Annotated in this window: 21 protein-coding genes; 20 read left to right on the forward strand and 1 reads right to left on the reverse strand. The window is 45.0% G+C overall.

The features are described from left to right. The first annotated feature begins 47 nt into the window (after positions 1-47). Positions 48-923 (forward strand): aldose 1-epimerase family protein, encoded by an 876-nt coding sequence (locus HMPREF9124_RS02205; RefSeq protein WP_009429719.1) that lies wholly within the window; start codon positions 48-50, stop codon positions 921-923. Here the strand turns inward: HMPREF9124_RS02205 and HMPREF9124_RS02210 are convergent. Then, on the reverse strand, positions 920-2,215 hold the full coding sequence (locus HMPREF9124_RS02210) for an MATE family efflux transporter (RefSeq protein ID WP_009427722.1): 1,296 nt from the start codon (positions 2,213-2,215) through the stop codon (positions 920-922). The two genes, HMPREF9124_RS02205 and HMPREF9124_RS02210, sit on opposite strands and share 4 nt — an antisense overlap. 154 nt (positions 2,216-2,369) lie before the next feature. On the opposite strand from HMPREF9124_RS02210, the gene HMPREF9124_RS02215 reads away from it, so the two are divergent. The 19 genes from HMPREF9124_RS02215 to aroC all read left to right on the forward strand — a co-directional run bounded on the left by HMPREF9124_RS02215 (position 2,370) and on the right by aroC (position 26,733). Next, positions 2,370-3,749: an MATE family efflux transporter gene (locus tag HMPREF9124_RS02215; protein WP_009429915.1), complete on the forward strand. Its 1,380-nt coding sequence runs from the start codon at positions 2,370-2,372 to the stop codon at positions 3,747-3,749. 10 nt (positions 3,750-3,759) lie between these two features. Then, positions 3,760-4,977: an MFS transporter gene (locus tag HMPREF9124_RS02220; RefSeq protein ID WP_009428366.1), complete on the forward strand. Its 1,218-nt coding sequence runs from the start codon at positions 3,760-3,762 to the stop codon at positions 4,975-4,977. A gap of 27 nt (positions 4,978-5,004) precedes the next feature. Then, positions 5,005-5,856, forward strand: coding sequence for a YitT family protein (locus tag HMPREF9124_RS02225; RefSeq protein ID WP_009428568.1), 852 nt, complete (start codon positions 5,005-5,007; stop codon positions 5,854-5,856). A 222-nt stretch (positions 5,857-6,078) separates the two neighbouring features. Beyond that, positions 6,079-7,140: an NAD(P)-dependent alcohol dehydrogenase gene (locus tag HMPREF9124_RS02230; RefSeq protein ID WP_009428200.1), complete on the forward strand. Its 1,062-nt coding sequence runs from the start codon at positions 6,079-6,081 to the stop codon at positions 7,138-7,140. Between the two features lie 379 nt (positions 7,141-7,519). After that, on the forward strand, positions 7,520-8,734 hold the full coding sequence (locus HMPREF9124_RS02235) for an iron-containing alcohol dehydrogenase (protein ID WP_009428281.1): 1,215 nt from the start codon (positions 7,520-7,522) through the stop codon (positions 8,732-8,734). Between the two features lie 251 nt (positions 8,735-8,985). Next, entirely contained in the window at positions 8,986-10,395 is a 1,410-nt protein-coding gene (locus tag HMPREF9124_RS02240; protein WP_009427916.1) for a hypothetical protein, read from the forward strand. Between the two features lie 32 nt (positions 10,396-10,427). Then, positions 10,428-12,251 carry an ABC transporter permease gene (locus tag HMPREF9124_RS02245; protein WP_009428419.1) on the forward strand — a complete coding sequence of 608 codons (1,824 nt, stop codon included), beginning with the start codon at positions 10,428-10,430 and terminating at the stop codon, positions 12,249-12,251. 1 nt (position 12,252) lies between these two features. Further along, positions 12,253-13,869, forward strand: coding sequence for an ABC transporter ATP-binding protein (locus tag HMPREF9124_RS02250; protein ID WP_009427938.1), 1,617 nt, complete (start codon positions 12,253-12,255; stop codon positions 13,867-13,869). Between the two features lie 347 nt (positions 13,870-14,216). After that, positions 14,217-15,188: an extracellular solute-binding protein gene (locus HMPREF9124_RS02255; protein ID WP_242821540.1), complete on the forward strand. Its 972-nt coding sequence runs from the start codon at positions 14,217-14,219 to the stop codon at positions 15,186-15,188. Further along, entirely contained in the window at positions 15,185-16,939 is a 1,755-nt protein-coding gene (locus tag HMPREF9124_RS02260; protein WP_009428838.1) for a histidine kinase, read from the forward strand. The genes HMPREF9124_RS02255 and HMPREF9124_RS02260 overlap by 4 nt, the downstream gene beginning before the upstream one ends. A gap of 1 nt (position 16,940) precedes the next feature. Continuing rightward, positions 16,941-17,687 carry a response regulator transcription factor gene (locus HMPREF9124_RS02265; RefSeq protein ID WP_009428837.1) on the forward strand — a complete coding sequence of 249 codons (747 nt, stop codon included), beginning with the start codon at positions 16,941-16,943 and terminating at the stop codon, positions 17,685-17,687. A gap of 103 nt (positions 17,688-17,790) precedes the next feature. After that, the gene (locus tag HMPREF9124_RS02270) at positions 17,791-18,873 is read left to right on the forward strand and encodes an ABC transporter ATP-binding protein (RefSeq protein WP_009428186.1); all 1,083 of its coding nucleotides are present in this window, start codon (positions 17,791-17,793) and stop codon (positions 18,871-18,873) included. Continuing rightward, complete coding sequence (locus HMPREF9124_RS02275; RefSeq protein WP_009429967.1) at positions 18,863-19,681, forward strand: ABC transporter permease; 819 nt, start codon at positions 18,863-18,865, stop codon at positions 19,679-19,681. Before HMPREF9124_RS02270 ends, HMPREF9124_RS02275 begins: the two co-directional genes overlap by 11 nt. Continuing rightward, a complete protein-coding gene (locus HMPREF9124_RS02280) occupies positions 19,681-20,478 on the forward strand; it encodes an ABC transporter permease (RefSeq protein WP_009429148.1) in 798 nt (265 codons plus the stop codon). The genes HMPREF9124_RS02275 and HMPREF9124_RS02280 overlap by 1 nt, the downstream gene beginning before the upstream one ends. 404 nt (positions 20,479-20,882) lie before the next feature. Continuing rightward, complete coding sequence (locus tag HMPREF9124_RS02285; protein WP_009429363.1) at positions 20,883-22,061, forward strand: ABC transporter substrate-binding protein; 1,179 nt, start codon at positions 20,883-20,885, stop codon at positions 22,059-22,061. A gap of 244 nt (positions 22,062-22,305) precedes the next feature. Next, positions 22,306-22,554, forward strand: coding sequence for a DNA-directed RNA polymerase subunit alpha C-terminal domain-containing protein (locus tag HMPREF9124_RS02290; RefSeq protein ID WP_139090271.1), 249 nt, complete (start codon positions 22,306-22,308; stop codon positions 22,552-22,554). 94 nt (positions 22,555-22,648) lie between these two features. After that, positions 22,649-24,373 (forward strand): hypothetical protein, encoded by a 1,725-nt coding sequence (locus HMPREF9124_RS02295; protein ID WP_009429446.1) that lies wholly within the window; start codon positions 22,649-22,651, stop codon positions 24,371-24,373. 139 nt (positions 24,374-24,512) lie between these two features. Then, complete coding sequence (locus HMPREF9124_RS02300; protein WP_009428763.1) at positions 24,513-25,583, forward strand: lactonase family protein; 1,071 nt, start codon at positions 24,513-24,515, stop codon at positions 25,581-25,583. 64 nt (positions 25,584-25,647) lie between these two features. Further along, entirely contained in the window at positions 25,648-26,733 is a 1,086-nt protein-coding gene (gene aroC / locus HMPREF9124_RS02305) for a chorismate synthase (protein ID WP_009429170.1), read from the forward strand. The last annotated feature ends 10 nt before the right edge of the window (positions 26,734-26,743 follow it).

Here is a 26,743-nt window from a genome sequence, read left to right on the forward strand (position 1 = left end):
GGGTACAATACTAAGGAGACCGTAAAGCATTCATAAAGGAGTATTTTATGCTGTGTATTGAATCCCCGAACTTAAGCGTAAAAATCAAAGAAAAGGGAGCGGAGCTCTGCTCTATCTATGACAAAGAAAAGGAGCGGGAATTGCTTTGGCAGGGAGACAGAAGACTTTGGGCGGAGCAGGCGCCGATTCTGTTTCCGTTCATCGGACGTCTAAAAGGAAAGGCCTATTCTTATAACGGACAAAAATATCCAATGGATTTGCACGGCTTTGCCAGAGAGAATGTCTTTCGAGTGGTGGAACACAATGAGGATTCCTGCCTTCTGGAGTTGAGAGATACGGCGGTAACCAGACAGGCGTATCCTTTTGCCTTTCGGCTAAGGCAGTACTATAAAGTAAAAGGGACAAGCCTTCTCATAGAGACGAAAATTGAAAATCTGGGAATGGAGACAATGTATTTTGCTTTGGGTTTGCATCCGGGCTTTCAACTTTATTCGGAGAATGATAAAATTTCGGACTTCGAACTCGATTTTCCCGATTGTCCGGGAGAAAAGTTGGAGCAAATTCTTTTTTCGGAAGAGAGCCTGACAAAAAAAGAAAGAGGAGAAGCTTTTTTAAAGGAGAAAAGCCTTTCTCTTTCCTATGATTTGTTCCGTAATGATGCGCCGGTTTTCCCGAAGACGGGAGGAAAAGCTTTTCTCCATAAAAGAGGAGAAAAGGAAGGGCTGTGGATGGAATATCCGGATTATTCCTATATTGCTATCTGGCAGCCTTATGGAAAGGAAGCTCCTTTCCTTTGCATTGAACCATGGACTTCTCTTCCCGGTAGGGATGGGGTAGAAGAAGATATTTGTGCAAAAGAAGACTTTCAGTCTCTATTGCCGGATGAAGAGCGAAGCTATCACTGTAAAATCAGCTTGGACTAAGCAAGCTGATTTTCTTTTTGCTCTTTTTTGTAGTAATAAAGGATTAACAGTAAGGAAAAAGCCTCCGAGCATGGAAAGGCGAGCCAAACCCCGACCATTTTCCAGAAATAAGAAAGAAGAAGGGCAAAGAATACAATGGCAAAGGTTCCTCGAATCAGGGAAGACAGAAAGGCGGGTTTGGGGTTATTCGTAGCGGAGAAATAGGAGACCAAAAGTGTATTGATTCCCACAAAGAGGAAAGCCCAAAAGTAAAGTCGAATCCCTTCTTTGGCATAAACGTATAAATCCGGATTATTTTCACTGTTAAAAAGTGCGATGAAGAAATCGCTCTTGTAGTTCACAAAGAAAAGGATGATGACGGAAATAAGCAGTGCGGTAACAATACCGTACTGTAAATACTTTTGAAGGAGATGCTTATCCTTTTTTCCGTAGCTGTGGCTCATCAAAGGTTGTACACCCTGCGCCAGACCGTTATAGATGGCATTGCAGACAGAGGAAACGTTGGAGATAACACCGTAAGCTGCAATTCCGGTATTTCCGGACAGATTTAAAATCAGCATATTAAAGGTGGCGATGGTGACTGCACTTGCAATTTCTCCGACGAAATTGGAGAGTCCAAGCTGACAGCAAGCACAGAGGTGCTTAAAGCGCGGTGTCTGCCAGCCGAAGGGGACCGTGTTTTTCTTTCCGCAGTAATGAATGAGGCAGAAGGCGGAGCCGACAATAGGGGAAATTCCGGTGGCGAGAGCCGCACCCGCGAGGCCCATTCCCATGGGAAACATGAAAATATAGTCGAAGACAATATTAAAAAGGCTGGAGAAGACAGACCCCATCATAGCAATGGAAGGATTGTTGTCGTTTCGCACATAGGCGCTGGTGGTATAATTTACCATATAAAAGAAGGCAAAAGGCAGAATGGTTCGGAGGTAGGGAATGCCGAGTTCCTGCAGCTCCCGGTCAGCTCCTAAAAGGGCGAGAATTTCTCTCGAAAAGAAAAGACCGGCAAGCAAAAAAGGAATACTGAAAACGGCATTCCAAAAAACGGCCTGGAGGAAGAAACTGCTGACATCTTTTCCTCTGGCTTTTCTGATACTGTATCTGGTGGCACTTCCGATACCGAGCATCGAGCCGAGGGCATTCATCATGCCGTATAAAGGCAGAACCAGATTCAAGACTGCCAGTCCGTCACTTCCGGAATAGCTGGCAATAAAATAGGTGTCTGCCAGGATATAAACGGAGATGCCGATCATGCCGGCAATACTGTGACTTACATAATGAATAAAGTTTTTCATACACGAACTCCCGCTTTTGCAAAAAGAGTACTCCGGTAGTATAATGGAGCGCACTTTGTTATTCCGATCTAGTATCCTGCGGAAAACGCATGATACCCCGTCCGCCTATCCTATCATGAGAGCGGGAGTATGTAAATTTTTAAAGGAGAGAAGTATGAGAAAAGCCTTGACGGAGGAAGAAAAATACAGGCAAATGATGGAAGAACCGGTGAATACGTTAATTCCTCGCCTTGCCCTTCCGTCCATGGTCTCTATGGTTGTGGTGGCTGTTTACAATATGGCGGACACTTTTTTTGTATCTCGGCTGGGGACTTCCGCGTCCGGTGCGGTCGGGATTGTGTTTTCCATGGCTGCGATTATTCAGGCGGTTGCTTTTATGATTGGGATGGGCTGCGGAAATGAAATTTCCCGTCTGCTAGGCGCTAAGAAGCAGGAAGAAGCGGCACGCTTCGTGGCCATCGGCTTTTTTACGGAAATCATTTTGGGCACGATTATTGCGCTTTTCGGCATTGTGTATTGTACGCCTCTGGTTTACGCTCTGGGGTCTACCGAGACCATTGCACCCTACGCAATCCGTTACGCCCGCTACATCCTTCTCGGAACGCCGTTCATTATGGCGTCCCTCGGGATGAACAACATGCTCCGTTTTCAGGGGAATTCTTTTTATTCCATGTTGGGAATCAGCACGGGAGGGATTCTGAACATGTTCCTGGATCCGCTTTTTATTTACGGTTTTCATATGGGAATCATGGGTGCAGCGGTAGCCACTACAATCAGCCAGATAGTGTCCTTCAGCATCTTACTTTATCAATGTAATAAGATGCCGGCCTGTATCAGCGTTTCTTTAAAAAACTTTAAACCGAGCCTTAAGCGCTATATCTTGATCTTGAAATTCGGCTTGCCCAGCCTGGCAAGACAGGGAATAGCCGGTGTGTCCACGATTATTTTGAATTTTTCGGCACATCCTTACGGAGATGCGGCAATCGCGGCGATGGCAATCGTCATGCGGATCACCATGTTTATCAATTCTCTGGTTATCGGTTTCGGACAGGGCTTTCAGCCGGTTTGCGGATATTGTTACGGTGCAAAGAATTATAAAAGAGTGGAGAAGGCCTATTATTTCAGTCTGAAAGTTTGTTTTTCCATCTTGATCGTGATGGGAGTAGTGGTTTTTATTTTCGCAAAACCGCTTATTACTGCATTTAGAAAAGAGGATGCGGAGGTGATTCGTATAGGCTTTCTGGCGCTGAGGCTGCAATGTCTTACCATTCCTCTTGCGGCGCAGCTTACGATGGCAAATATGTTCAGTCAGACCACAGGGTATCCTCTTCGCGCCAGTATTGTGGCGTTGCTCAGACAGGGAATATGTCTAATTCCGATTCTGCTTGTTCTGCCTCCGCTTTTCGGCCTGCTCGGCGTGCAATCGTCCCAGCCGGTGAGCGATGTTTTTGCGGCGGTAATTGCCTTTTTGATTACCGACGGAATCCTAAAGGAGCTTCGGTTAAAAACGGATGCAAAGCCAAATCCACAATAAGGAGAAAGGAATGTTTTCTTTATTATTATTTATAATCTATCTGTCCTTTATCAGCCTGGGACTTCCGGATGCTGTACTGGGAGCGGCCTGGCCGATTATTCATGAAGAATTCGGGGTTCCGATTTCTTTTTCCGGCAGTATTTATATGCTGATTTCCTGCTGTACCATTCTGTCCAGTTTGAAAAGCGAGAGCTTGCGACTTCGCTTTGGAACAGGAAAAATTACCGCTTTTTCCGTATTGCTTACGGCTGTCGCGATTTTCGGTTTCTCCATCAGTCCCTCTCTTTCCGTCATGCTTTTCTTTGCGATTCCCTACGGACTGGGGGCAGGATCGGTGGATGCGGCATTAAATCACTATGTAGCAGTGCATTATTCCGGAAGAAGTATGAACTGGCTGCATTGCATGTGGGGGATAGGAGCTGCTCTGGGGCCCTATATTTTGGGTTTTGTTTTACAAAGAGGGGAGTCCTGGAGGAGTGGCTATCTGGTGCTCAGCATGATTCAGGCAACTCTCACAATCGTCCTTTTTTTAAGCCTCGGGTTGTGGGGAAAAGAAGAAAAGAAAGAGAAGACTGAAGAAAAGAAAACACCCATGTCTTTTCGACAAATTCTCTCTATTACCGGGGCAAAAGAGTGCCTGGTGAGTTTCTTTCTTTACTGCGCGATAGAGCAAACACTCGGACTTTGGTCAGGTTCCTTTATGGTGTATTCCTTAAAAATAGAGGCCAAGCTTGCGGCATCTTTTGTGGCGTTGTTTTACTTCGGGATTACTTTCGGACGTTTTCTTGCCGGCATTCTTGCTGCCCAATGGCAGGATGAAGCTTTGATACTGGGGGGATGCGGGATTCTCTTTTTGGGACTGGTACTTCTTTTTTGCTCGATGGTTCCGAGTCAAGAGGTAAAACTTTTTGGAATGGAACTCAGACAGATTCTGGTTATTTGCGCTTTGCTTCTTTCGGGACTGGGCTGTGCTCCGATTTATCCGGCAATCATCCATTCGACGCCTCGGAACTTCGGCGCGGAAAATACTTCTGCCTTGATTGGGAAGCAGATGGCGGCTGCTTATATCGGCAGTATGAGTTTTCCTCCTTTTTTTGGGGTTTTGGCAAAGATTTTCGGGACGGGACTTTTTCCCTTCTTTTCTACGGTCCTGTTTTTCGGTATGCTCTTTATGTACAGAAATTTACTCTATAAGACGAGAGGAAAAAGAGGTAAAATAGAAAGATAAGAAGAGGGAAAGAGGGGGAATTGGAAATTGAACAAGGATTTACTGGCTAAGATAAAAGATTCTTTTATGGTGAATTTGGGAATAGTGATTGTTGCTGCGGCAATTTTCTTTTTTCAGGTTCCGAGTCATGTGGCTGTTTCTTCGATTTCCGGTCTGGCGATTATTCTGAATCATTTTCTGCCGCTTTCCGTAGCAACGCTGACGATGATCATGAACGTTATCCTGCTGATTATTGCCTATTTTTTTCTGAGCCACAGCTTTGCTTACAAAACGGCTTACGCAACGATAGTATTGCCGGCGATTATGCTTCTTTTTGAGAAAATCTTTCCGAACAATCAATCCTTGACGGGGGATGTCCTTTTGGATGTAATTGCGTATATCTTTTTTGTGAGCATCGGGCTTGCTATTTTATTTAACAGGAATACCTGTTCAGGCGGTTTGGATATTGTGGCAAAGTTGATGCAGAAGTATCTTCATATGGATCTTGGAAAGGCGCTCGGCTTTTCCGGTCTCTTTATTGCTTCCCTGTCTATTTTTGCCTTCGATAAAAAGTCGGTCATTCTCTCTGTTTTAGGGACTTATTTTAACGGAATCATTCTGGATCATTTCATTTTTGGGCAAAGCATCAAAAAGAGAGTCTGTGTTATTACCGATAAGTCGGAGGAGGTTACGGATTTTATTTTAAATCGACTGCATAGCGGGATGAGTATCTATGACATTGTCGGGGCATACAGTCATGAGCGGAAAAAAGAAATTGTTGCGGTTGTGGACCGGCAGGAGTATCAGAAGCTGATGCGTTTTCTGGAGGCGGAAGATCCGAAGGCATTCATTACCGTATATAATGTGGCGGAAATTCATTACACTCCGAAGAAGTGGTAGCTTTATCCGGGGGACATAAAAGAATTTCCGAAAGAAAGAAATAAATTTTATTTGATAAAAAAGTGACAATCTCCAAATTTGTGCTATATTATTGTTAATGTATTAACAAACCATGAAATAAATCAGTTTCATTCCATGGGAATCCGACGATCTGCAGTAGGAAAAGGAAAATCCAGAAGAATCGGCCGGAAGAAACCATAAATTTGAGAGGAGAAGAAAGAAATGAAAGCTTATGCAATGCTGAAAATTGGAGAATCAGGATGGATTGAGAAGGATCGTCCCGCATGCGGTCCTATGGATGCCATTTGTACACCGCTCGCAGTAGCGATTTGTACTTCTGATGTGCATACCCTTTGGGAGGGGGCAATCGGAGAAAGGCACAACATGATTTTAGGGCATGAGTGCTGTGCGGAAATCGTGGAAGTTGGAGATATGGTTAAGGATTTCAAGGTAGGAGACCGTGTCCTCGTTCCGGCTATTACTCCGGATTGGAATTCCTTAGAGGCGCAGGCCGGATTTTCCATGCACTCCGGCGGTATGCTTGCAGGCTGGAAGTTCTCTAACTTTAAGGATGGTGTTTTCGGAGAATATTTCCATGTAAATGATGCTGACGGAAACTTGGCACTTCTTCCGAAGGGAATTGATCCGGTAGATGCTTGTATGCTTTCCGACATGGTACCGACAGGTTTCCATGGAGTTGAACTTGCCGATATTCAGTTCGGTGACACGGTACTCGTAATCGGTATCGGTCCTGTAGGACTGATGTCCGTAGCGGGAGCAAGTCTTCGCGGAGCCAGCAGAATCATCTGTGTAGGAACCAGACCCGCTTGTATCGAAGTAGCGAAGAAGTACGGTGCAACCGATTTTGTAAGTTATAAGAACGGAACCATTGAGGATCAGGTTCTGGCTTTGACAGACGGGAAGGGCGTAGACAGAGTTGTAATCGCCGGTGGAGAAGTAGATACCTTTGCTTCTGCAGTAAAGTGCATGAAGCCGGGCGCAAAAATCGGAAATGTAAACTATCTCGGAAAAGGAGAGAGCATCGGTATTCCCCGTATCCAGTGGGGTGTAGGTATGGGACACAAGGCTATTAACGGCGGTCTTATGCCGGGCGGAAGACTTCGTATGGAGAAGCTCGGAGCTTTAGTTGCTTCCGGAAAGCTCGATGTACATCCGCTCGTATCCCATGTTTTCGATGGCTGGGAGAACCTGGAGAAGGCGCTCTTCATGATGAGAGATAAGCCTGCCGATCTCATTAAGCCGGTAGTATCCATTAAGAAATAAGAGATATATAAAATAAGAGATACATAAAAGAAGCTGTAAAACAACCAAACTCCTTTATGCTGTGCAGGTTCGTTCCGGGGTAATTTGAGCCCGTAACAAACCTGCGCAGCAATAAAAAGTTCAGTTTGGATTTTACAGCCTCTTTTCTTTACAACAAATGGTGTACGCAATTTTTCCTTTTATGGCTTACCATTCCTTCTGATGCAGAAAATAACTTTCTTTCCTAATTATCCTGTTATCGCTTCAGAAATATACAACATAGACTAAAGGGAAGGAATATCATTAAAAAATAATATTGTTAAAATATTGACATTTAAAAATTTGGAGAGTATGATGAGGGACGTATAAAAGTTGGAAGGTCTATTTAAGGAGGCTTAAGATGAGATTTACTTTACCAAGAGACATTTACCACGGAGAGAATGCGTTGGAGGCGCTGAAGACTTTCAAAGGAAAGAAAGCCTTTGTCTGCGTGGGCGGCGGATCGATGAAGCGTTTCGGCTTTTTGGACAGAGTAGTACAATACTTACAGGAAGCCGGTATGGAAGTAAAGCTTTTTGAAGGGATTGAGTCCGATCCTTCCGTAGATACCGTAATGAAGGGTGCAAAGGAGATGCAGGATTTTGGACCGGATTGGATTGTTGCCATCGGCGGAGGTTCTCCTATTGATGCGGCTAAGGCAATGTGGATTAAGTATGAGTATCCGGATTGCACCTTTGAGGATATGTGTAAAGTATTCGGTATCCCGACACTGAGAAACAAAGCTAAGTTCTGTGCGATTTCTTCTACTTCCGGAACAGCTACCGAGGTAACCGCATTTTCCATTATCACGGACTATGAGAAGGGAATTAAGTATCCGATTGCAGACTTTGAGATTACTCCGGATGTTGCCATTGTTGATCCGGCTTTAGCACAGACCATGCCGAAGAAGCTCGTTGCGCATACCGGAATGGATGCATTAACTCATGCGGTTGAAGCTTATGTTTCTACCGCAAATTGCGACTACACGGATCCTTTGGCACTGCATGCCATTGAGATGATTCGGGATGACCTGGTAGATTCCTATAATGAAGATAAGAACGCCAGAAATGAAATGCACAATGCACAGTGCCTTGCCGGAATGGCATTTTCCAATGCACTTCTCGGAATCGTGCATTCCATGGCGCATAAGACCGGTGCCGTATTCGGAGACTTTGGCGCTCACATTATTCACGGTGCGGCAAATGCCATGTATCTTCCGAAGGTTATCGCCTTCAATGCGAAGGATGAGACGGCGAAGAAGCGTTATGCCAAGATTGCCGATGTAATCGGTCTTTCCGGAAACAGTGATGACGAAAAGGTAAAGGCATTGATTACTTACGTCAGAGGCTTAAACGACAAGCTGAACATTCCGCATTGCATTAAGAACTATGGCGCAGATTCCTATCCGACAGAGCAGGGATTCGTTCCGGAGAAGGTTTTCTTAGAGAGACTGCACGACATTGCGGTAAATGCCATTGCCGATGCCTGCACAGGCTCCAACCCCCGTCAGCCGAGCGTAGAGGAGATGGAGAAGCTCTTAAAGTGCTGCTACTATGACACGGAAGTGGATTTCTAAGCGGTGTTTTTCGTTTAGGATCTCCTTTGAGGCGAAGTTAGCGGGAGCTTTCCCCGTAACGAAGCTGTACAGTCTATAGGTATTTTGATTTTTTGAAGTTTTCACAAAGAGAGGAAGACAAAGCACAGAAATCTCAAAGATTTCGCAGTTTTGTCTCCTTTTTTTGTTTTCGGAAAAATATACAATCATTTTCAACAGTATTTTTGTGCGATTTGGCGCGAAAGTATACACATTGAATAAGGAGGAAAAATATGAAAAAAACTTTGTCGGTACTTCTTGCTATGGCAATGACCATAGGGCTTGTAGCTTGCGGAGGGGCAAGTGCAAACAAAACGACTACTGCAGTAGATCAGACTACGGCGGCCGGTTCCGAAAAGGAAGCAGCGGAGGACAGTAAGAAGGCGGAAAATCTCACGGAAACGCAGAAAATCATTCAGGAAGCTCAGGGAATGACCATGGAGGAGCTTGCGAAAAAAGCCATTGAAGAGTCCAACGGAAAGATGTTCTACGGTGTAGGAAATTCCAGCCGCGGAAAAACAGCGCTTCCTCTCTTCATTGATTATTTAAAGACGATTGATCCCTCTTACAACATGGAGTTCGAGTGGCAGCAGCCGAAGAATAATAAAATCTTTGACCAGCTGAATGCAGACAATAAGAAGGACGTCGGAACTTTTGCGATGACATTGATTCAGGACGGAAACCAGATTAAGACCAAGATGACGGATACCGGAATTCTGGACACCTTCATTCCGAAAGAGTGGGCTGAGGCAAACGGAACGACTCCGGATCAGTATAAGGGCTTCCTTCCTTTACAGACTCTGAATAAGGTATTTATGTATAACTCAACCGGAAACAAGACCTACAACAATGTGTGGGATTTTGTTGCAGAAGGCGAGCATGGCCTTTTCATGGGTGTGGATTCCGAAATTGTAGGAAAGAACTTCCTCTATATGTTAACCGAGGACAAGTATGCCGCTTGGATGAAGGAAGCCTTTGATGCCCTTCCGGAAGATAAGAAGGCTTATTTCGAGCCGACCGTAAAAGAGTGTAAAGCTACGGCAGAAGAGTTTGGACTTGGTGAGGATGCGCAGTATTCCTTAGCTTGGATTAAACTTTGGATGGCGAGCTACAATGAACAGACGGATGACGGTCCGATTTGCACAACTTTGACCGATGCATCCGCTAAGGATCAGTTCGGACTCTTGGTTTATTCCAAGCTTCGTTCCATTGAAGAATCTCCGACCGTGTCCGTAAACAACATTAAGGTGGCTGCTTATCAGGACGGCTATAAGGGTGTCGGCGGTTTCGGATATTGCCATTATCTCTTTGTTACGGATAATAGTCCGCTTCCTTGGACCGCTTGTGCATTCATTGCTTACTTAACCACTACCGAAGACGGCTTCTCCGCATGGGGTAAGGATATGGGAGGATATTCCTCTAATCCGGTCGTTGCGAAGGAAAATGAGGAAAAGTTCCATCATGAAAAAGGCGGAATGGCTGCAGACGGTACGACAGTAGAATTTGACGCCAAGAATGACCGCGGCTATGAGTGGTGGATAACAGACGGAAAGCTTGTTTTAGAGGATCCCGATTATTGCGCAGATGCAGCTTTTGGAATCGGTTCCTGGATTGAAGTATTAGATAAGAACAGTGCGCAGTAAAGCTTAACTTTGCTAACTTTTAAGGAGTAATCATGGCAAATAACATGACATTAAAGACTTCAACGGTACGAAGAAATAAGATTCGAACTTATTTCTCCAAGCCTCATAATGTAATCTTGCTTTTGATGGGCATTGTGCTGACTTTTACGACTGTGGCACCGATTGTTGCCATTATTCGGGATACTTTCGTAATTCATCCGGGTACCATTGATGCGCATTTAACGGGGCAATCGGAAGGCTTTACTTTAATCAATTACATTGATTTGTTTACCAGTAAGTTAGCAAAGACGAATCTTTGGATACCACTCTTAAATACGATGCTGCTTGCGGTCGGTACTTGCGTGGTATCCATCCTCTTCGGAGGAATTATGGCTTTTCTGGTTACCAGAACAAATCTTGCCTGGAAAAAATATTTAAGTTCCATCTTTATTTTTCCCTATATCATGCCGCAATGGACTTTGGCCGTTGTATGGCAGCATATGTTCAACAGTAATGCGGTAACGGGAACACAGAACGGTCTCCTGGCAGCGCTTACAGGTATCACCATGCCGCTATGGTGGTGTAAAGGACTTTTTCCGAGTCTTCTTGTTCTCGGGATGCACTATGCGCCTTTCGCCTATATTCTGATTGGCGGTATTTTCAGAAATATGGATGCCAACCTGGAAGAGGCGGCAACAATTCTCGATACACCCAAGTGGAAAATCATGACCAGGATTACGCTTCCCATGGTAAAGCCGGCAATTCTCTCTACCATTCTTTTGGTTTTCGGCTCCGCAATGGGATCCTATCCGGTTCCGCACTATTTGGGACTGACCACCCTTTCCACGAAGTATGTATCCATGAATTCCAAGTACACAGGAGAAGCTTCCGTGCTTGCCATCATCATGATGCTCTTTGGTGTGGCTATCATGCTGATGAATCAGATTTCCCTTACAAGTAGAAAGAACTACACTACCGTGACGGGAAAATCCGGACAGATTTCCAAGATTCAGCTCGGAAAGCTGGGGCGCTATATTATTGCCTTAATCTTAGTAATACTGACCTTCTTTACTTCCATTTTCCCCATTCTAAGCTTTGCGGTGGAAACCTTCCTGCCGAACCCCGGAGACTATTCCTTCCTCTATACGGGAGACCTCTCCAACCTCACGACAAAATGGTGGATTACGGCGGAGAATATTACGGAAAACGGCATGTACGGGCAGATGGGAATCCTGTACAACAACACCATCAGGACGGCCTTCTTTGGAACGCTTTTAGTATCCTTTGCCTGCGCCATCCTCGCAGGAACCATCGGAACGCTGATTGGTTATGCCGTTTCCAAAAACAGACGCTCCAAATGGGCGAACTATGTGAACGCCGTTGCCTTTCTTCCCTACCTTATGCCCTCTATTGCAGTGGGAGTAGCGTATTTTATCCTTTTTTCCAACAAATACATTAACCTCTTTAATACTTATTGGTTATTAATTATTGTAGGAACGATTAAATACATTCCTTTTGCTTCCAAGGCGGCACTGAATTCTATGTTACAGCTTTCGGGAGAGATTGAAGAATCGGCAATCATCTTGAACATTCCCTGGATACAGAGAATGACAAGAATCATCATCCCCATTCAAAAGTCTTCGATTATCAGCGGATATTTGCTTCCCTTTATGACCTGCCTAAGAGAATTGTCTCTCTTTATGCTGCTTTGCGTACAGGGATTCATTTTATCGACGACCTTGGATTATTTTGATGAAATGGGACTTTATGCATTCTCCAGCGGAATCAATCTGATTCTGATTGTTACGATTTTGATTTGTAATTCGATTGTGAACAAGGTGACCGGAGCAAGCTTGGATAAGGGTATAGGAGGTTAGTATGCCGAAGATTCAATTAGAACATGTTACAAAACGCTGGAATAAATTTTACGCTACAGAGGATGTCTCTCTGGAGATTGAAGACAATGCATTTATCACCCTTCTCGGACCGTCCGGTTGCGGTAAAACAACTATTCTTCGTATGATCGCAGGGTTGGAAACACCAACCAGCGGAAAAATCACGATTGGGGATCAGGTCGTGTTTGACAGTGAGCAGGGCATCAATATTCCGGCCAACAAGCGCCGTGTAGGATTCCTTTTCCAAAACTATGCCCTTTGGCCGAACATGACGGTGCAGGAAAATATTTCCTTCGGCCTGCAAAACGTAAAGGATGTCCTTCCTAAAGTGGATTTTGAGACGAAGGTAATTGCGGATTTAGCACGCTGCCTGGAAAAACCGGCGGAAGTAAAGCGTCTTACGGAGGAATGCAAGGACAGAAACGGAAAAATTGATGAAAAGCGTTGTCTGATTAAGCTGATTGACTATTTTACGATTTCCATGCCGACAGCGAAAAAGCTTTACGCTTATCACCTGGAGGAGGGAAAGGATGTCCGGGAAGAGCTGGCAGCTTTAAAAAAGAAGGTGCAGGAAACATGTATTGCTGAAGGCCTGAATGAGAAATTCCAGTATGTGAAAAATGGCGAAGTGGTGAAAGAAGAGAGAAAGCTTTCGGCGGAAGAAATGGATTTGGCACTTCGCAGAGTTTCCCGAATCGTAAAAATCGGAATGTTCATGGACCGTTATCCGGCAGAGCTTTCCGGAGGACAGCAGCAAAGAGTGGCGATTGCCCGTACCCTGGCTCCGAAGCCCAGAGTACTTTTTATGGATGAGCCTCTTTCCAACCTCGATGCCAAGCTAAGGCTTGAAATGCGCTATGAGTTGCAAAGATTGCATGTAGAGACAGGCTCAACCTTTGTTTATGTCACCCATGACCAGATGGAAGCCATGACCCTTGCCACCAAGATATGTTTATTGAATAATGGTGTTTTACAACAGTACGCTGTTCCGCTTACCGTGTATAGCGAGCCGGAAAATACCTTTGTTGCCGACTTCGTGGGAAACCCGTCCATCAATTTTATCGAGGCGAAGGGGGCACAGAAGGAAGACGGAACGATTGCCTTACAGCTCTTAGGGAAAGAAGCGGTATTCACTCCGGAGAAAGAGCTGAAGCTTGCCGAATGGTTTTCAGAAAGAGACAGGAAGAAAGAAGAGAGAGAAAAGGAGCAGAAGAAGCGTTCGGAAGAGAAGGGCTATGTTGAAAAAGGAAACAAAGATGAAATCTTCCGCTATCCGATTTCCTATGTGAACGGAGAGGAGGGAGAATTCCACCCCGAAACGATGACAAACGAAGACCTTTTACTCGCTGTAAGACCGGAGTTTATCGATATTAAATCCGGAGAAGGAATCGAGGGAGAAATCTACGGCGTAATGCCTACCGGAATGGAAACCACCGTGAAGGTAAGGGTGGGAGAGTATCTATTAACCGGTATGGTTTTCGGAAGCGACCTTTTCTCCATCGGGGAAAAGCTGAAGCTCAGCTTTAAGGGAATGAAGCTGATGCTTTTTGACAGAAAGAGCGGAGAGAGAATCGGTAACGGAAGTCTTCGTTTTTCCTAAAAGAAATATGCTATAATGGTACATATTCAGCTGATGAAGGAGCGGTACCGCAGATGTTTTCTTTTAGAAAAGAGAAAGGAAATGAGATATCGAACGCCACGCGAGCGATACTCGTTAAGAACAAGAGGTCTCAGGCTTCGCCTGCGCCACTTGTTAAGAATAAGGAAGAGAAGCGGAAGGATATTCTGCTTCTCTTTTTGTGCATAACGAGTATAGCTCTCGCAGTACGCAGTATCTTGTTTGTGAGGGGGGCATTACGCAAATTATACGGGGGATTTTTAGGAATTTTTGTTTTCATCCTCCTTTTTAGCTCTTGCGGAAGAAGGACGGAGGGAGAGATACTGAAGGTGCCGGCAGAGGATAAGAGACTGCTTATCTATACCTCCCATAAGGAAGAGCTGTGGAAGCCGATTGTGAAAGAGTTTGAAGAGCGAACGGGAATCTGGGTGGAAGTGGTTTCCGGAGGAACGAACCTTCTTTTGGAGGATATCGCGGAAAAGAAGGGCGAAGTGGACGCGGACCTCTTTTTTGGAGGCGGCGTGGAAAGTCTGGATGCTTTTTCGGATTATTTTATTCCCTACGAGGCAAAGGGAATAGAAGCGGTTGATCCTCAATTCAGGAGTGCGAGCGATGTTTGGACGCCTTTTTCGGCCTTGCCCGTCGTACTGATTTATAATGAAAAATTACTTTCGCCGGAGGAATTAAGCTCTTGGGAGGATGTACTGAATCCGAAGTTTAGAGGGAAAATTGCTATGGCGAACCCCGCTCATTCCGCATCCGCCTTTACGGGGCTTTTGAGTTTTGCGGAAGCCGTGCGGGAAGATACGGATTCTACGGAAGGTTCTGACGGAGATAAGGAAATTCTTCCGCGCATTGCGAAACAACTGGACGGAAAAGAATATGCGGATTCCGGGGAGGTACCGGAAGCGGTTGCGGACGGCTCTAAGCTAATCGGCATTACTTTGGAAGAAACTGCCCTTAAGTATATTGCCAAGGGAAAAAATATCGGCATTATTTATCCGAAAGAAGGAACCACTGTGGTACCGGATGCGGGAGCGATATTAAAGGGAGCGAAACACTTGGAAAATGCGCAAAAATTTTTGGATTTCAGTATTTCGAAAGACTGCCAGAATATCTTACAGAAGCGTTTCCATAGAAGAGCCGTACTAAAAAGCATGGCGGGGGAGGGGGAGCCTTCCCTCCTTGAGATAAAAAGACTTTCTTATGATGTTCCTAAAATCAGTGCGGAGCGGAACAGGGTTCTTACGGACTGGAGCTTTTACATGGGACTTATAGAAGAAGAGGAAAAAGCATCATGAAAGGAATCGCTTCTTTCCGCAGGTATTTTCAAAATTCTTTTCGAAAACGTCTTTTCGGGGCGTTTCTTTTGTGCTCTCTTATTCCTCTGCTTTTAAGTCTTCTGGTTTTGTTTTCCGCCTTTCGCGGAAGCAGAAAGGAGCAGGTTGATAAGGAGGGAAGGGAGTCCCTCAAACTGATTCGGGAGAGTATTATCGAGGAGGGAGACAGCATTACCCTGGCATTGCAGGAACTTTCCGAGTCGGTAGAGCTGAAAAGGGCTTTATCGGAGGAACGCAAGGAAGGAACGGAAGTAAATCGGCTTCTCTTCTCTTTGACGGAGGGGCTTCGTGATACGGTCCGTTTTGACATTTACGATAAAGAAGGGAACTTACGCTATTCTACTGCGCCGTATCTTGAGAGCCGCAGTCTTCCGACGGATTGGGGGATATTGCAACGTGCGACACGTGCGGACAGTCCGGTGTATGAAAGCTCGGAGGGGAGTGATTCCCGTTCTCGTCTTTTTCAGATTGCAGTGAGAATCAAAGGACAGCGAGAAGGCGGTGACAAAGAGATATCGGGTTATGTCTTAGCAAGCCTTGAGGAAGAAGCGTTTCAGAAGCTTTTGTCCGGAAAATACGGTGTGCAGAACGGGATTTTACTGCTTAGCTCCTATTGGAGACCGGTTTATAGTGAAAATATTTTACTTCCTACAGAACTGTTTTCTACATTAAGGGAAGAGTTTTTAAGGGGAAATCCGTTGGAAGATTCCACAGGAGAGTTTATTTATACGGTGACGCCAATAGAAGATATGGGGCTTTATCTTATTCTCAGACAGGAAAAACCCATCAGCAAGAACATGAATTTTCTGATGCTCTTGCTTCTCTTCTTATCCATTCTTTTTGGCGCAGCCCTGTCTTTCCTTATGGGATCCATGATGAGCAGACGACTTTTTACGCCTATTGAAAGACTGAGAAGCGCAATGCGGGAAGTGACGCTGGATCATCTGGATGTGCGCCTTAGGGAAAGTGAAGATGAGCTGGGAGAGTTGGCAGGACGTTTTAATCGTATGACGGAGGCTTTGGCGGAAAACAGAAGAGCTCTCCTTCTTAACCAGGAAAGCCTGCTGAAAAACCAAAAGGAATTAAACGAAGCGCAGATTCGGATGCTGCAGGCTCAGCTAAACCCCCATTTTCTTGGAAACACACTGGATGCGATGAAGTGGATGGGAAAAATTCATCAGATTCCGGAAGTAGCGGAGATGGCGACAGATCTTGCAGACATCCTTCGCTTTGCCATTTCCCCCAAAGAATTTGTTTCTTTGGAGATGGAGATAGAAATCCTTAAGCGTTATATGGAAATCCAAAAAATACGAGGATTCAGTAAAATCGAGTTTCATCTTACTGTTCCGGAGAGCTTACAGAACGCCTTGGTTCCTCGAATGGTTTTACAGCCCATCGTGGAAAATGCCATTTTGCACGGGATTCTTTCGGAAGGGGAAATTGAACTTTGCGCGGTGGAACAGGATAATGAGCTCCGGATTTTGGTAAAAGACAACGGGAAGGGTATCAGGAAAGAGCTGATAGGCCCATATTCGCCGCCCAAAGAAGATCTTGGGCATCATTTGGGGCTTTATAATGTGGATACTATCTTAAAGAAGCACTATGGAGAGTGCTACGGACTGACGATTTTGGACAGAAAAGAGGAAGAGGGAGTTTGTGGAACGATAGTACTGGCGGTTTTACCTTTGCAAAGAGAAAGACTCGAGGGATAAAATGTGGAAAGTTCTGCTTGTAGAAGATGAAAGCTTAATTCGAAAAGGGATACGCATGACGGTAAATTGGGGCGCTCTTAACTGTATGGTTGTAGGAGAAGCGGAAAATGGAGAAGAGGGACTTAAAGCCGTTTCGGACTTGCATCCGGACTTAATTATTACGGACCTTCGGATGCCCAAAATGGACGGTCTGGAGATGCTGAAAAAATTGAGAGAAGAAGGGAATGAAGCGGCAGTCATTATACTGACCGCCTATGACCAGTTTTCTTACGCACAAAGTGCACTGCGTCTTGGCGTTGTGGATTATCTTTTGAAGCCTTTTCATGACGGAGAACTGGAGGAGGCCATTCTTTGGATAAAGAAGAAAGAGGGGGAACAGAAGGAGAAACCTCTTGCATTTTCAGAATTAAAAACGGAAGGAATGAGCCGCTATATTTCGGAAGCGGCAGAGTACATTTCGCTCCATTCGGGAAACCCGGACCTTACGGTAGGGGAAATTGCCGGAAAGCTGGGCATCAGCGAGGGGCATCTCAGCCATACTTTTAAGAGAGAAACAGGGCAAACCATCTTAAGTTATATTACCGGGTGCAGGATACAGAAGGCTACTCTTGCCCTAAAGAGCGGAAAGTATAAGGTCTATGAGGTTGCAGAAATGGCGGGATATCGAGATATTACCTACTTTTCGACGACCTTTAAGAAGCTGGTGGGAAAGAGTCCCTCGGAATACCAAAGTACGGCCGGAAAATAATGCATAAATTTTTTTCTTCATAGATTGTAAATGGCGCTGTTTTTGATACAATAGGGACATTGCTGCCATTGCAGCAAAAAACAGAGAAGGGGGTTTTTATGAGTTGGAAAAAACGCTGATTGATTTAAGGGGAATTACCAAATCTTTTGATGGAGAGTTGATTTTGGATGATCTCAACCTTTCCATAAGAGAGAACAGTTTTGTGACTTTGCTCGGACCTTCGGGCTGCGGAAAGACCACTACGCTTCGTATTATCGGAGGCTTCGTACAGCCTGATAAAGGGCAGGTATTTTTTGAGGGGAAAGACATTACCAATTTGCCGGCGAACAAACGGCAGTTAAATACGGTATTTCAGAAATATGCCTTATTTCCTCATATGAATATTGCGGACAATATAGCTTTCGGACTCAGAATACGAAAAAAATCGGAGGAATATATTCGGGATAAGATTCAATATGCCTTGAAGCTTGTGAACTTACAAGGTTATGAGAAACGTTCCGTGACTTCGCTTTCCGGCGGGCAGCAGCAAAGAATTGCCATAGCAAGAGCGATCGTGAATGAGCCCAGAGTTCTACTTTTGGACGAACCCTTGGGCGCTTTGGACTTAAAGCTTAGGCAGGAGATGCAATACGAACTGATTCGCTTGAAAAATGAATTGGGAATTACCTTTATCTATGTCACCCATGATCAGGAAGAGGCATTGACTATGTCCGATTATGTGGTGGTTATGAATCAGGGTTATATCCAGCAGGCCGGATCCCCCGAGCAGATTTATAATGAGCCGGAAAATGCCTTTGTGGCGGATTTTATCGGCGATTCCAATATCGTACCGGGCATTATGTTAGAAGACAGACTGGTACAAATTTTTGGTGCAAACTTCCCTTGTATTGATGAGGGCTTTGGCCGAAACAAACCTGTCGATGTGGTTATCCGACCGGAGGACGTGGAAATTTTGGAAGACGGAGATGATCGTGCGATTCTTAAGGGAACGATGACGCACATCATTTTCAAAGGAGAAATCTACGAGATGGAATGCACCACCGAAGACGGCTTTGAGTGGTTAGTGCATTCCACGGAGATGCATGAGCCGGGAAAGAAGGTGGGACTCTATGTCAGACCTTCCAATATTCAGATTATGAATAAGCCCGAGTCTGAGGACGAGGAGGCTATCGGCGTTGAAGAATAAAGAGAATACCTTACTGGCCACACCCTACCTCATTTGGATGTGTGGTTTTATTGTCATTCCGCTGGCACTGGTGATTTACTATGCCTTTACGACAAAGTCCGGGGCATTTACCTTGGAAAATGTAGGGCAGATTTTACTGTGGGAAAATTATAAACCCTTAGTTTTAGCGCTCCTTCTTTCTTTTGCAAGTACGGTGCTTTGCTTTGTTTTTGCCTTTCCGCTTGCTTTGATTCTGCGCAATAAGAAAATCGGGAAGGGATCTTTTGTGGCATTTATTTTTATTCTTCCTATGTGGATGAATTCCCTGCTCCGGATTCTTGCGTGGCAGACCTTACTCGAGAGAAAAGGAGTGCTGAATGAATTTTTGCTCTTCTTCCATTTACCGAGGCAAAATCTGATTAACACTCCCTATGCCATCATTCTCGGTATGGTCTATGACTTTCTGCCCTTTATGATTTTACCGATTTACAATACTTTAAGTAAAATTGACGACAACACCATTGATGCGGCTTATGACCTTGGAGCAAGCTTCTTTACCACGCTTTGGAAGGTCATTTTACCGCTTTCCGTTCCGGGTATTGTTTCCGGAGTGACCATGGTTTTTGTTCCGGCACTCACCACCTTTGCCATTTCAAACATCCTCGGAGGCGGAAAGATTTACCTGATTGGAAATGTCATCGAGCAGGAATTTACGACGAATTCCAACTGGAATGTAGGCTCCGGTCTTTCCATGATTCTCATGCTCTTTATCATTCTTTCCATGGCGGTCCTTTCCCGCTATGACAACGGAGAGGGGGCGATGTTCTGATGGAAAAAAGAGGGAAAAAATGGCTGGAAAACGGTTATCTCGGCTTTGTGGTGCTTTTTCTTTATGCACCTATATTTATGCTGAGCGTGCTTTCCTTTAATGCGGGACGAAGCAGGGCTCATTTTTCCGGCTTCAGTCTCCGGTGGTATGCGGAGATGTTTCAGGATGAGGCCATCTTGCAAGCCTTAAAGAATACGCTGATTATCGCGTTTTTGTCTGCTTTTATTGCAACAGTGCTGGGAACCATGGCGGCGATTGCGATTCGGAAAATGAAGAAGTTGCCGAGAAATTTGATTATCGGGGTGACGAATGTCCCGATGCTGAATGCCGACATCGTGACCGGTATTTCTTTAATGCTGATGTTTATTGCTTTTCGCTTTACCTTGGGATTTAACACGATACTCATTTCCCATATTACCTTTAACCTGCCCTATGTCCTTTTGTCGGTGCTTCCGAAAATCAGGCAGAGCTCGCAGGTAAGCTATGAGGCGGCTCTTGACCTCGGGGCGAGCCCACTTTATGCCTTTTTCAAGGTGGTGCTTCCGGATATTATGCCGGGAGTTTTATCCGGTTTTTTATTGGCCTTTACCATGAGCCTCGATGACTTTATCATTACGCACTTTACCAGAGGTGCGGGTATCGATACCATTTCCACTCTTGTGTATTCCGAGGCAAGAAAGGGAATCAAGCCGACGATGTATGCCCTGTCTACCCTGATTTTTGTGACGGTTTTTGTGGTTTTACTTTGTGCGAACTTTGCGCCGGGATTTTTTGAACGGAAGGAAAAGACAGGATAAAGCGGATATTTGCCGAATCACCTTCGCACATCTCTTCAAAAGGCGCTTTCGCTCGATTTCGACGCAACGGTACTAAGCATCAAACTTCGCTTTGCTCGTTTTCTGCAAGTGCCGGCGTCTCCATACGCTTTTTCAGAGATGTAGCAAAGGGATTTCAGCATACTTTGCTATATCATGTGTAGTGGAGCTTTATGCAGTATATTTCACGAAAAGACCGTCGCGAGGCTCCCGTTATTTGTTCCATGCTAGCTAACGAGTGCGGAGCGTGTTTGAGCGAAGCGAGTTCGCTAGGAGCACGAGTGGATGAGCGCATGGGACAAATAGGGAACGCAGTGGGTCTTGAGAGAAATATACTGCATAAAGCGCAGCTCTTATAAAGATAAAATTAGAAAAAGGAATAGCACATGTTAAAAATAATGAAACATATAAAAAGAGAATTATCCGTTTGCGGATGTTCTCGTAAGATCGCTATAGTTCTTTCGCTGTTTTGTATTTGTCTTATATCCGTTTTTTTCATTGCTTGTGGAAGAGCTAAGGATGTGACGAATACTGCGGAGCAGGGGGAACAGGCGGATGCACAGGGCGACAATGTCGTTATGGTGTACAATGCGGGAGAGTATATTGACCCTGAGGTACCGAAGCTTTTCGAGGAGGAAACGGGAATCAAAGTAATTTATGATACCTTTGAAACCAACGAGGAGATGTATCCGGTGATTCAGGCAGGAGGGGTGGTTTATGATGCGGTTTGTCCTTCCGACTATATGATAGAAAAAATGATGCAGAATCATCTCTTGCAGGAGGTCAACTTTAACAATGTCCCGAACATTAAGGAAATCGGGAAGGACTACATGAAGATGTGTGAGCAGTTCGACCCGGGAAACAAATATGTTGTGCCTTACACTACGGGGACGGTAGGGATTCTTTATAACAAGAAAATGCTGGACGAACTCGGTGTGCCCTACCCGACCAAGTGGGCGGATTTATGGAATCCGAAGTTAAAGGGAGAGATTCTCATGCAGGATTCCGTGCGGGATGCCTTTATGGTGGCTCTGAAAAAAGAGGGGCACTCCATGAATACCGTGAGTGATGCGGAGCTGGATGAAGCCTTACAAGACTTAATCAAGCAGAAGCCCCTGGTGCAGGCCTATGTAGTTGACCAGGTAAGAGATAAGATGATTGGAGAAGAGGCTGCGGTCGGTGTCATCTATTCCGGGGAGATTCTCTATGTACAGGGAGAACTGGAGGGAACGGATGTGGAAATTGACTACGCCATTCCGGAGGAAGGAACGAATGTCTGGTTTGACGGCTGGGTGATTCCTTGGAATGCAAAACATAAGGAAAATGCGGAGAAGTGGATGAATTTCCTTTGTCGTCCGGACATTGCCGCAAAGAACTTCGAGTACATTACTTATCCGACGCCGAATGTAGGCGCCCTTGCTCTTTTGGATAAGAGTTATACGGAAAATAAAGCCGTTTTCCCGGATATGAAAGAGGTCCTGAAAAAGGGAGAGGTCTATACTTACCTTGGAGAGGAAAATGAGGCCAAGTACAATAATCGCTGGAAGATATTGAAGGCATCGTAGAGGTGGTTGAAAAATAGCATCGGAGAAAATAAAAATAGCATCGGAAAAAATGAAAATACCGCTTGCCAATTCTCGCTTTCTACTGTACTATCAGCTTTGAAAATTGAATCGGTTAATTAGAGACCGCTGTTTGATGTAATCGATGGGAGCTCCGAGGGGGGAGTCTGTCCTTTCGAAGTTCCATCGAAACAGCGGTTTTTTTGTGCTGTTTGGAACACAGATGGACAAAGAAAGGAAAAGAGAGATGGAAAAGAATTTGGAAACATTTACCCCGATTGAAGACTTGCATTTAATGGTGCGTTCTTATGAGTGCTTAAAGCGTGCGGGCGTTGACAGCGTAGAGAAACTGAAGATGCTTTCGGAAGAAGATTTAGCGAATGTACGAAATCTCGGAAAGAGAAATATTGTGGATATTCAAAGAAAACTGGCAGAAAGAGACGAGAAAAATGCGAACGAGGGAAATTCCGTTCAAAATGACGATGAAAAATGTTAAAATAAAAAACAATTTACGAAAAATTATCTTTCTTCTTAGCGAGGGGCACTCGAGAGCATGCCGGTTCTCGTTAAGGAGAAAGCAGGAGGATGAAATGAAACTTAGACACAGAACCGTTGCGATTTTGCTTTTACTTCTTTGCCTTGTTCCGATAGCTTGTAAGAGAGTGGAAAAGGAGGACACAAGAAAGGAAACGGAAGAACGGGAGCAAACAAAGAAAAAGGACAAAGAAGAACAAAGGGGAGAAAAGGAAAAGAAGGCGGAAGAAGACGGGGAAGAAGCTGTGCTTAGAGGTCTGCCTCATATTCTTTTTGCAGTGGAGGGAGAGACGCACAGTGATTCGGACTACCACTACTTATATCAAATTGAAAGCACAAAACTAAAATTGAAGGAAGGCCAAAAGTTCAAGGCGCTTGATAAGGCCTTTGCGGAATACAACAAGGAAGTAGACGAACTTTATCAAAAAGAACGCGCGGAATTGGAAAATAGCAGTCACTCCTCCGAGGAAGCCAAGAAGAATGTGCTCAGTTCCTCGGGAAATACGCCGGAAAGTAAGACGAATTGCGAGCTTATTCGTGCAGACAAGGCAATTGTCAGCGTTCTTCTTTCCAAGTCAACCGATTATACCGGAAGCGGAATGGAATATAGCCGAAGTGCTGTGAATTTTGATACAAGAAGCGGAAAAAGGCTAAGCTTTTCCGACGTAGTAACGGACGCAGACAGCTTTTTCATGCTGGCGGAAAAAAGGGCCAAAGAGTCAGTTGGAACGGATACCGAATTTCCGCCGGAGCTTCTTGATAAGATTAAGGAAAAGGGCAGTGAGCTTACGTGGACGGTCAATCAGGAAGGCGTTTCCGTTTATCTCGATATTTATGAATACGGAAAGTCTCGTAGGGAGCCGGCAGTCCTTACTGTGTATTTTGAGGAAGCGAGGGATTTATTTGAAGAAAGATATACGAAGACGGAAGAGGACTATGTCATCCCTCTTATCGGTGACATGCATCTGGATTTGGATATAGACGGAGACGGCAAGAGGGAAGCGGTTTACCTTAAGAAGAAAAGTGAAGATGCAAACAGTGTGTATCTGGATTTTTCCGCTGTTGCAAACGGCAGAGAAAGCGAACCGCTGGAAGGGTTTGATGGGAGAGCCTATATTGTTAAAAAGTCCGGAAAATACTATATGTACGTATTTGTGAGTGCAGAGGACGACATAACCCTTCTTTATCGATTGGACCTTTCTACAATGGAAAAAAAGGAAGGAGAATATTGGGTAACGGACCTTTCGACCAAATACTATAGCTGGAGAAATGAGGGGAATATTGAAACGCACCGCTATGAAGAGGAGAATTTCAGTGATGCGGCAGGCTTTTGCGGATCAGGGAGAAATGATATTTTAAGTACCAATTCGGTAGAAATTGACTGGGTGCTGGATAAGGAGGCTTATCCAAGGCCTGACGGCAACCGGTACAGAGTCACCAGCAACCATGTTCTGAGAACCCTTAAGGATATTTCCGTCCCGGAAGTAGATGCTAAGGGAAATGTTTTAAAAGAAAGTGTTATTCCTGCAAATTCTTACCTTCTGTTTCTATATAGCGACAACGAAAGCTTTGTCGACATGCGGATTATTGAAGAAAAATATGTGGACAAAGAAAACTGGGGCGGAGACAGCAGCTACTTCAATTTGAATGACTCCAATCAATTCGATTATAACGGTCCGCTTTACAGGATTCGAATGGAACGGGATACGGAGAATTGGATAACGAAAGTAAACGGAGTAGAGGCGGAGGAACTCTTTGAAGGCATGGTTTATGCAGGCTAGACAGCGGAAAAAGAAGGATTTCAGGAAAAAGCGGGAATAAAAGTAAGGAGGCTGTAAAAAAAGCTATTAACAGGGCATAAATTTTGCTAGAATATAAAGCAACGAAACAGCAAGTACTCAGTGTCAAAGGGGGAAGATCATGCGCTCAAAATATGTGGCTTATATAGGTTCTTATTCTTACACGGGTTCGGCAAAGGGGATTACCATCTGTGATGTGGATATGGAGAAGGGAAAGTTTACGAAGCGGACGGAAGTTGAAGTGAACAATTCCTCCTATATGGTGGCATCCAGAGATGAAAAAACACTCTACTCCATAGCGGACGAAGGCGTTATTGCCTTCCGTATCATGGGAAACGGAGGATTAAGCAAATTAAACACAAAAAACATTCGCGGAATGAGGGGATGTCATCTTTCTGTAGATAAGAGCGGGAAGTATCTCATGGTCTCCGGTTATCATGACGGAAAAGCCACTTTACTCTCTTTGAATCCGGACGGTTCGGTGGGAGATATTATTGACGGTGTTTATGATCAGGGAATCGGTTCCGTTGCGGAACGAACTTTCCGCCCCCATGTTTCCTGTGCAAGAATGACGGATGACCAGAAGTACATTTTGATTGCGGACCTGGGAATAGATCAGGTTAAGGTATTTCGTTTTGACAAGGCGGACGGCAGGATGCGCCAGATTGATACCCTCCGCTGCGAATTGCAATCCGGTCCGAGACATTTCCGTTTTAGCCCGGATAGAAGGTATCTGTATCTTCTTTATGAATTAAAAAATGTAATCGATGTCTATGCTTTCCATGAAGAAGAGGATGGAGATGAGGTTTCCTTCGAGAAGATTCAGACGATTTCCACCTTCAATGAAAAGGACAGAGACCCTCTGATTGCGGCTTGTCAAATGCGTTTTTCACCGGATACCGAAGCCTCGCACCTCTTTGTTTCCAATGCGGGGATTAATACGATTTCCATTTACGGAAGAGATTTTAAGACGGGCCTTCTGACCATGAAAGGAAGTTTGCCGATTGGCGGAGAGTATCCGAAGGATTTCTGCATTTTCCCGGATGAAAAGCATATTGCGGTGGCAAACAATGAGAGCGGAACCATTACCTTCCTGAATGTGGATTATGAGCACGGCCTTCTTTCCATGAGCGCAAGGGAACTGGCAATAGACGAGCCGAATTGTATTTGCATGGTAAAGTGTACGGGCTAGACAATTCACGGATTGTAGCCGGGGTAGAAGTGGAAGGGACAGTGAAATATTTTTAAGGAGTAGTATGGGCGGAAGCAGTTTTGGAAAAATTTTCCGTATCAGTACCTTTGGGGAGTCTCATGGGAAAGCCTTGGGTGTTATTGTAGACGGCTGTCCTGCGGGACTTCCTCTTTCAGAAGAGGATATTCAGTCATATTTGGAGAGAAGAAGGCCCGGTAAAAATTTAAAGATGACTCAGAGAAAAGAGGAAGATAGGGTAGAAATCCTGTCCGGTACTTTTTGCGGACGCACAACCGGAACACCGATTGCGCTTTTGGTACGAAATGAAGATCAGCGTTCGAAGGATTATGGAGAGATTGCGGAGAGCTTCAGGCCGGGACATGCAGATTACGGGTTTTTTAGTAAGTACGGCTTTCGGGATTATCGTGGAGGGGGTCGTTCTTCGGGAAGAGAAACACTCAGTAGAGTGGCAGCGGGAGCTATAGCAAAGAAACTTTTACAGGAACTTCACATTACGGTAGAAGCGGAAGTCAGTGAGCTTGCCGGAATCAGTCTTGCTACTCCCGAGGGAAAAGAAGAAGCGGATCGGCGAATTTTATCGCTTCGGGCGGAAGGCGATTCCGCCGGCGGTGTTGTAACCTGCAAAGTAAACGGGCTTTGCCCGGGAATCGGAGAGCCGGTGTTTGATAAGCTGGATGCCCGTCTGGCGCAGGCGGTGATGTCCATAGGCGCGGTAAAGGCGGTAGAAATCGGAGATGGCATCTTAGTGAGCCGTTCTCTCGGTTCGGAAAACAACGATGCTTTTTTCGTAGAGGAAGATAACGAACTGAATAAGGACAGTGCATGTTTAAGGCTGAGAAAAGAAAGCAATCACAGCGGGGGAATCCTTGGGGGAATGAGCGACGGTGCGGAAATAGTCTTAAAAGCGAGTTTTAAGCCGACTCCATCCATCAGTAAGGCACAAAAAACGGTGAAGGAAGATGGAGAGCCGATTACGATAGAAATTAAGGGAAGGCATGACCCTACGGTTGTGGAGCGTGCCTGTGTCGTTGTGGAAGCCATGACAGCAGTTGTGATTCTGGACTGTCTTCTGGAAAATATGAGTGCCAAGTTGGAAAATGTCAAAAAGATTTATGGAAAAGAAGAATAGAGTAGCGGTG

This window comes from Oribacterium sp. oral taxon 108 str. F0425 (assembly GCF_000214455.1).
In the GTDB taxonomy this organism is placed as follows: domain Bacteria; phylum Bacillota; class Clostridia; order Lachnospirales; family Lachnospiraceae; genus Oribacterium; species Oribacterium asaccharolyticum.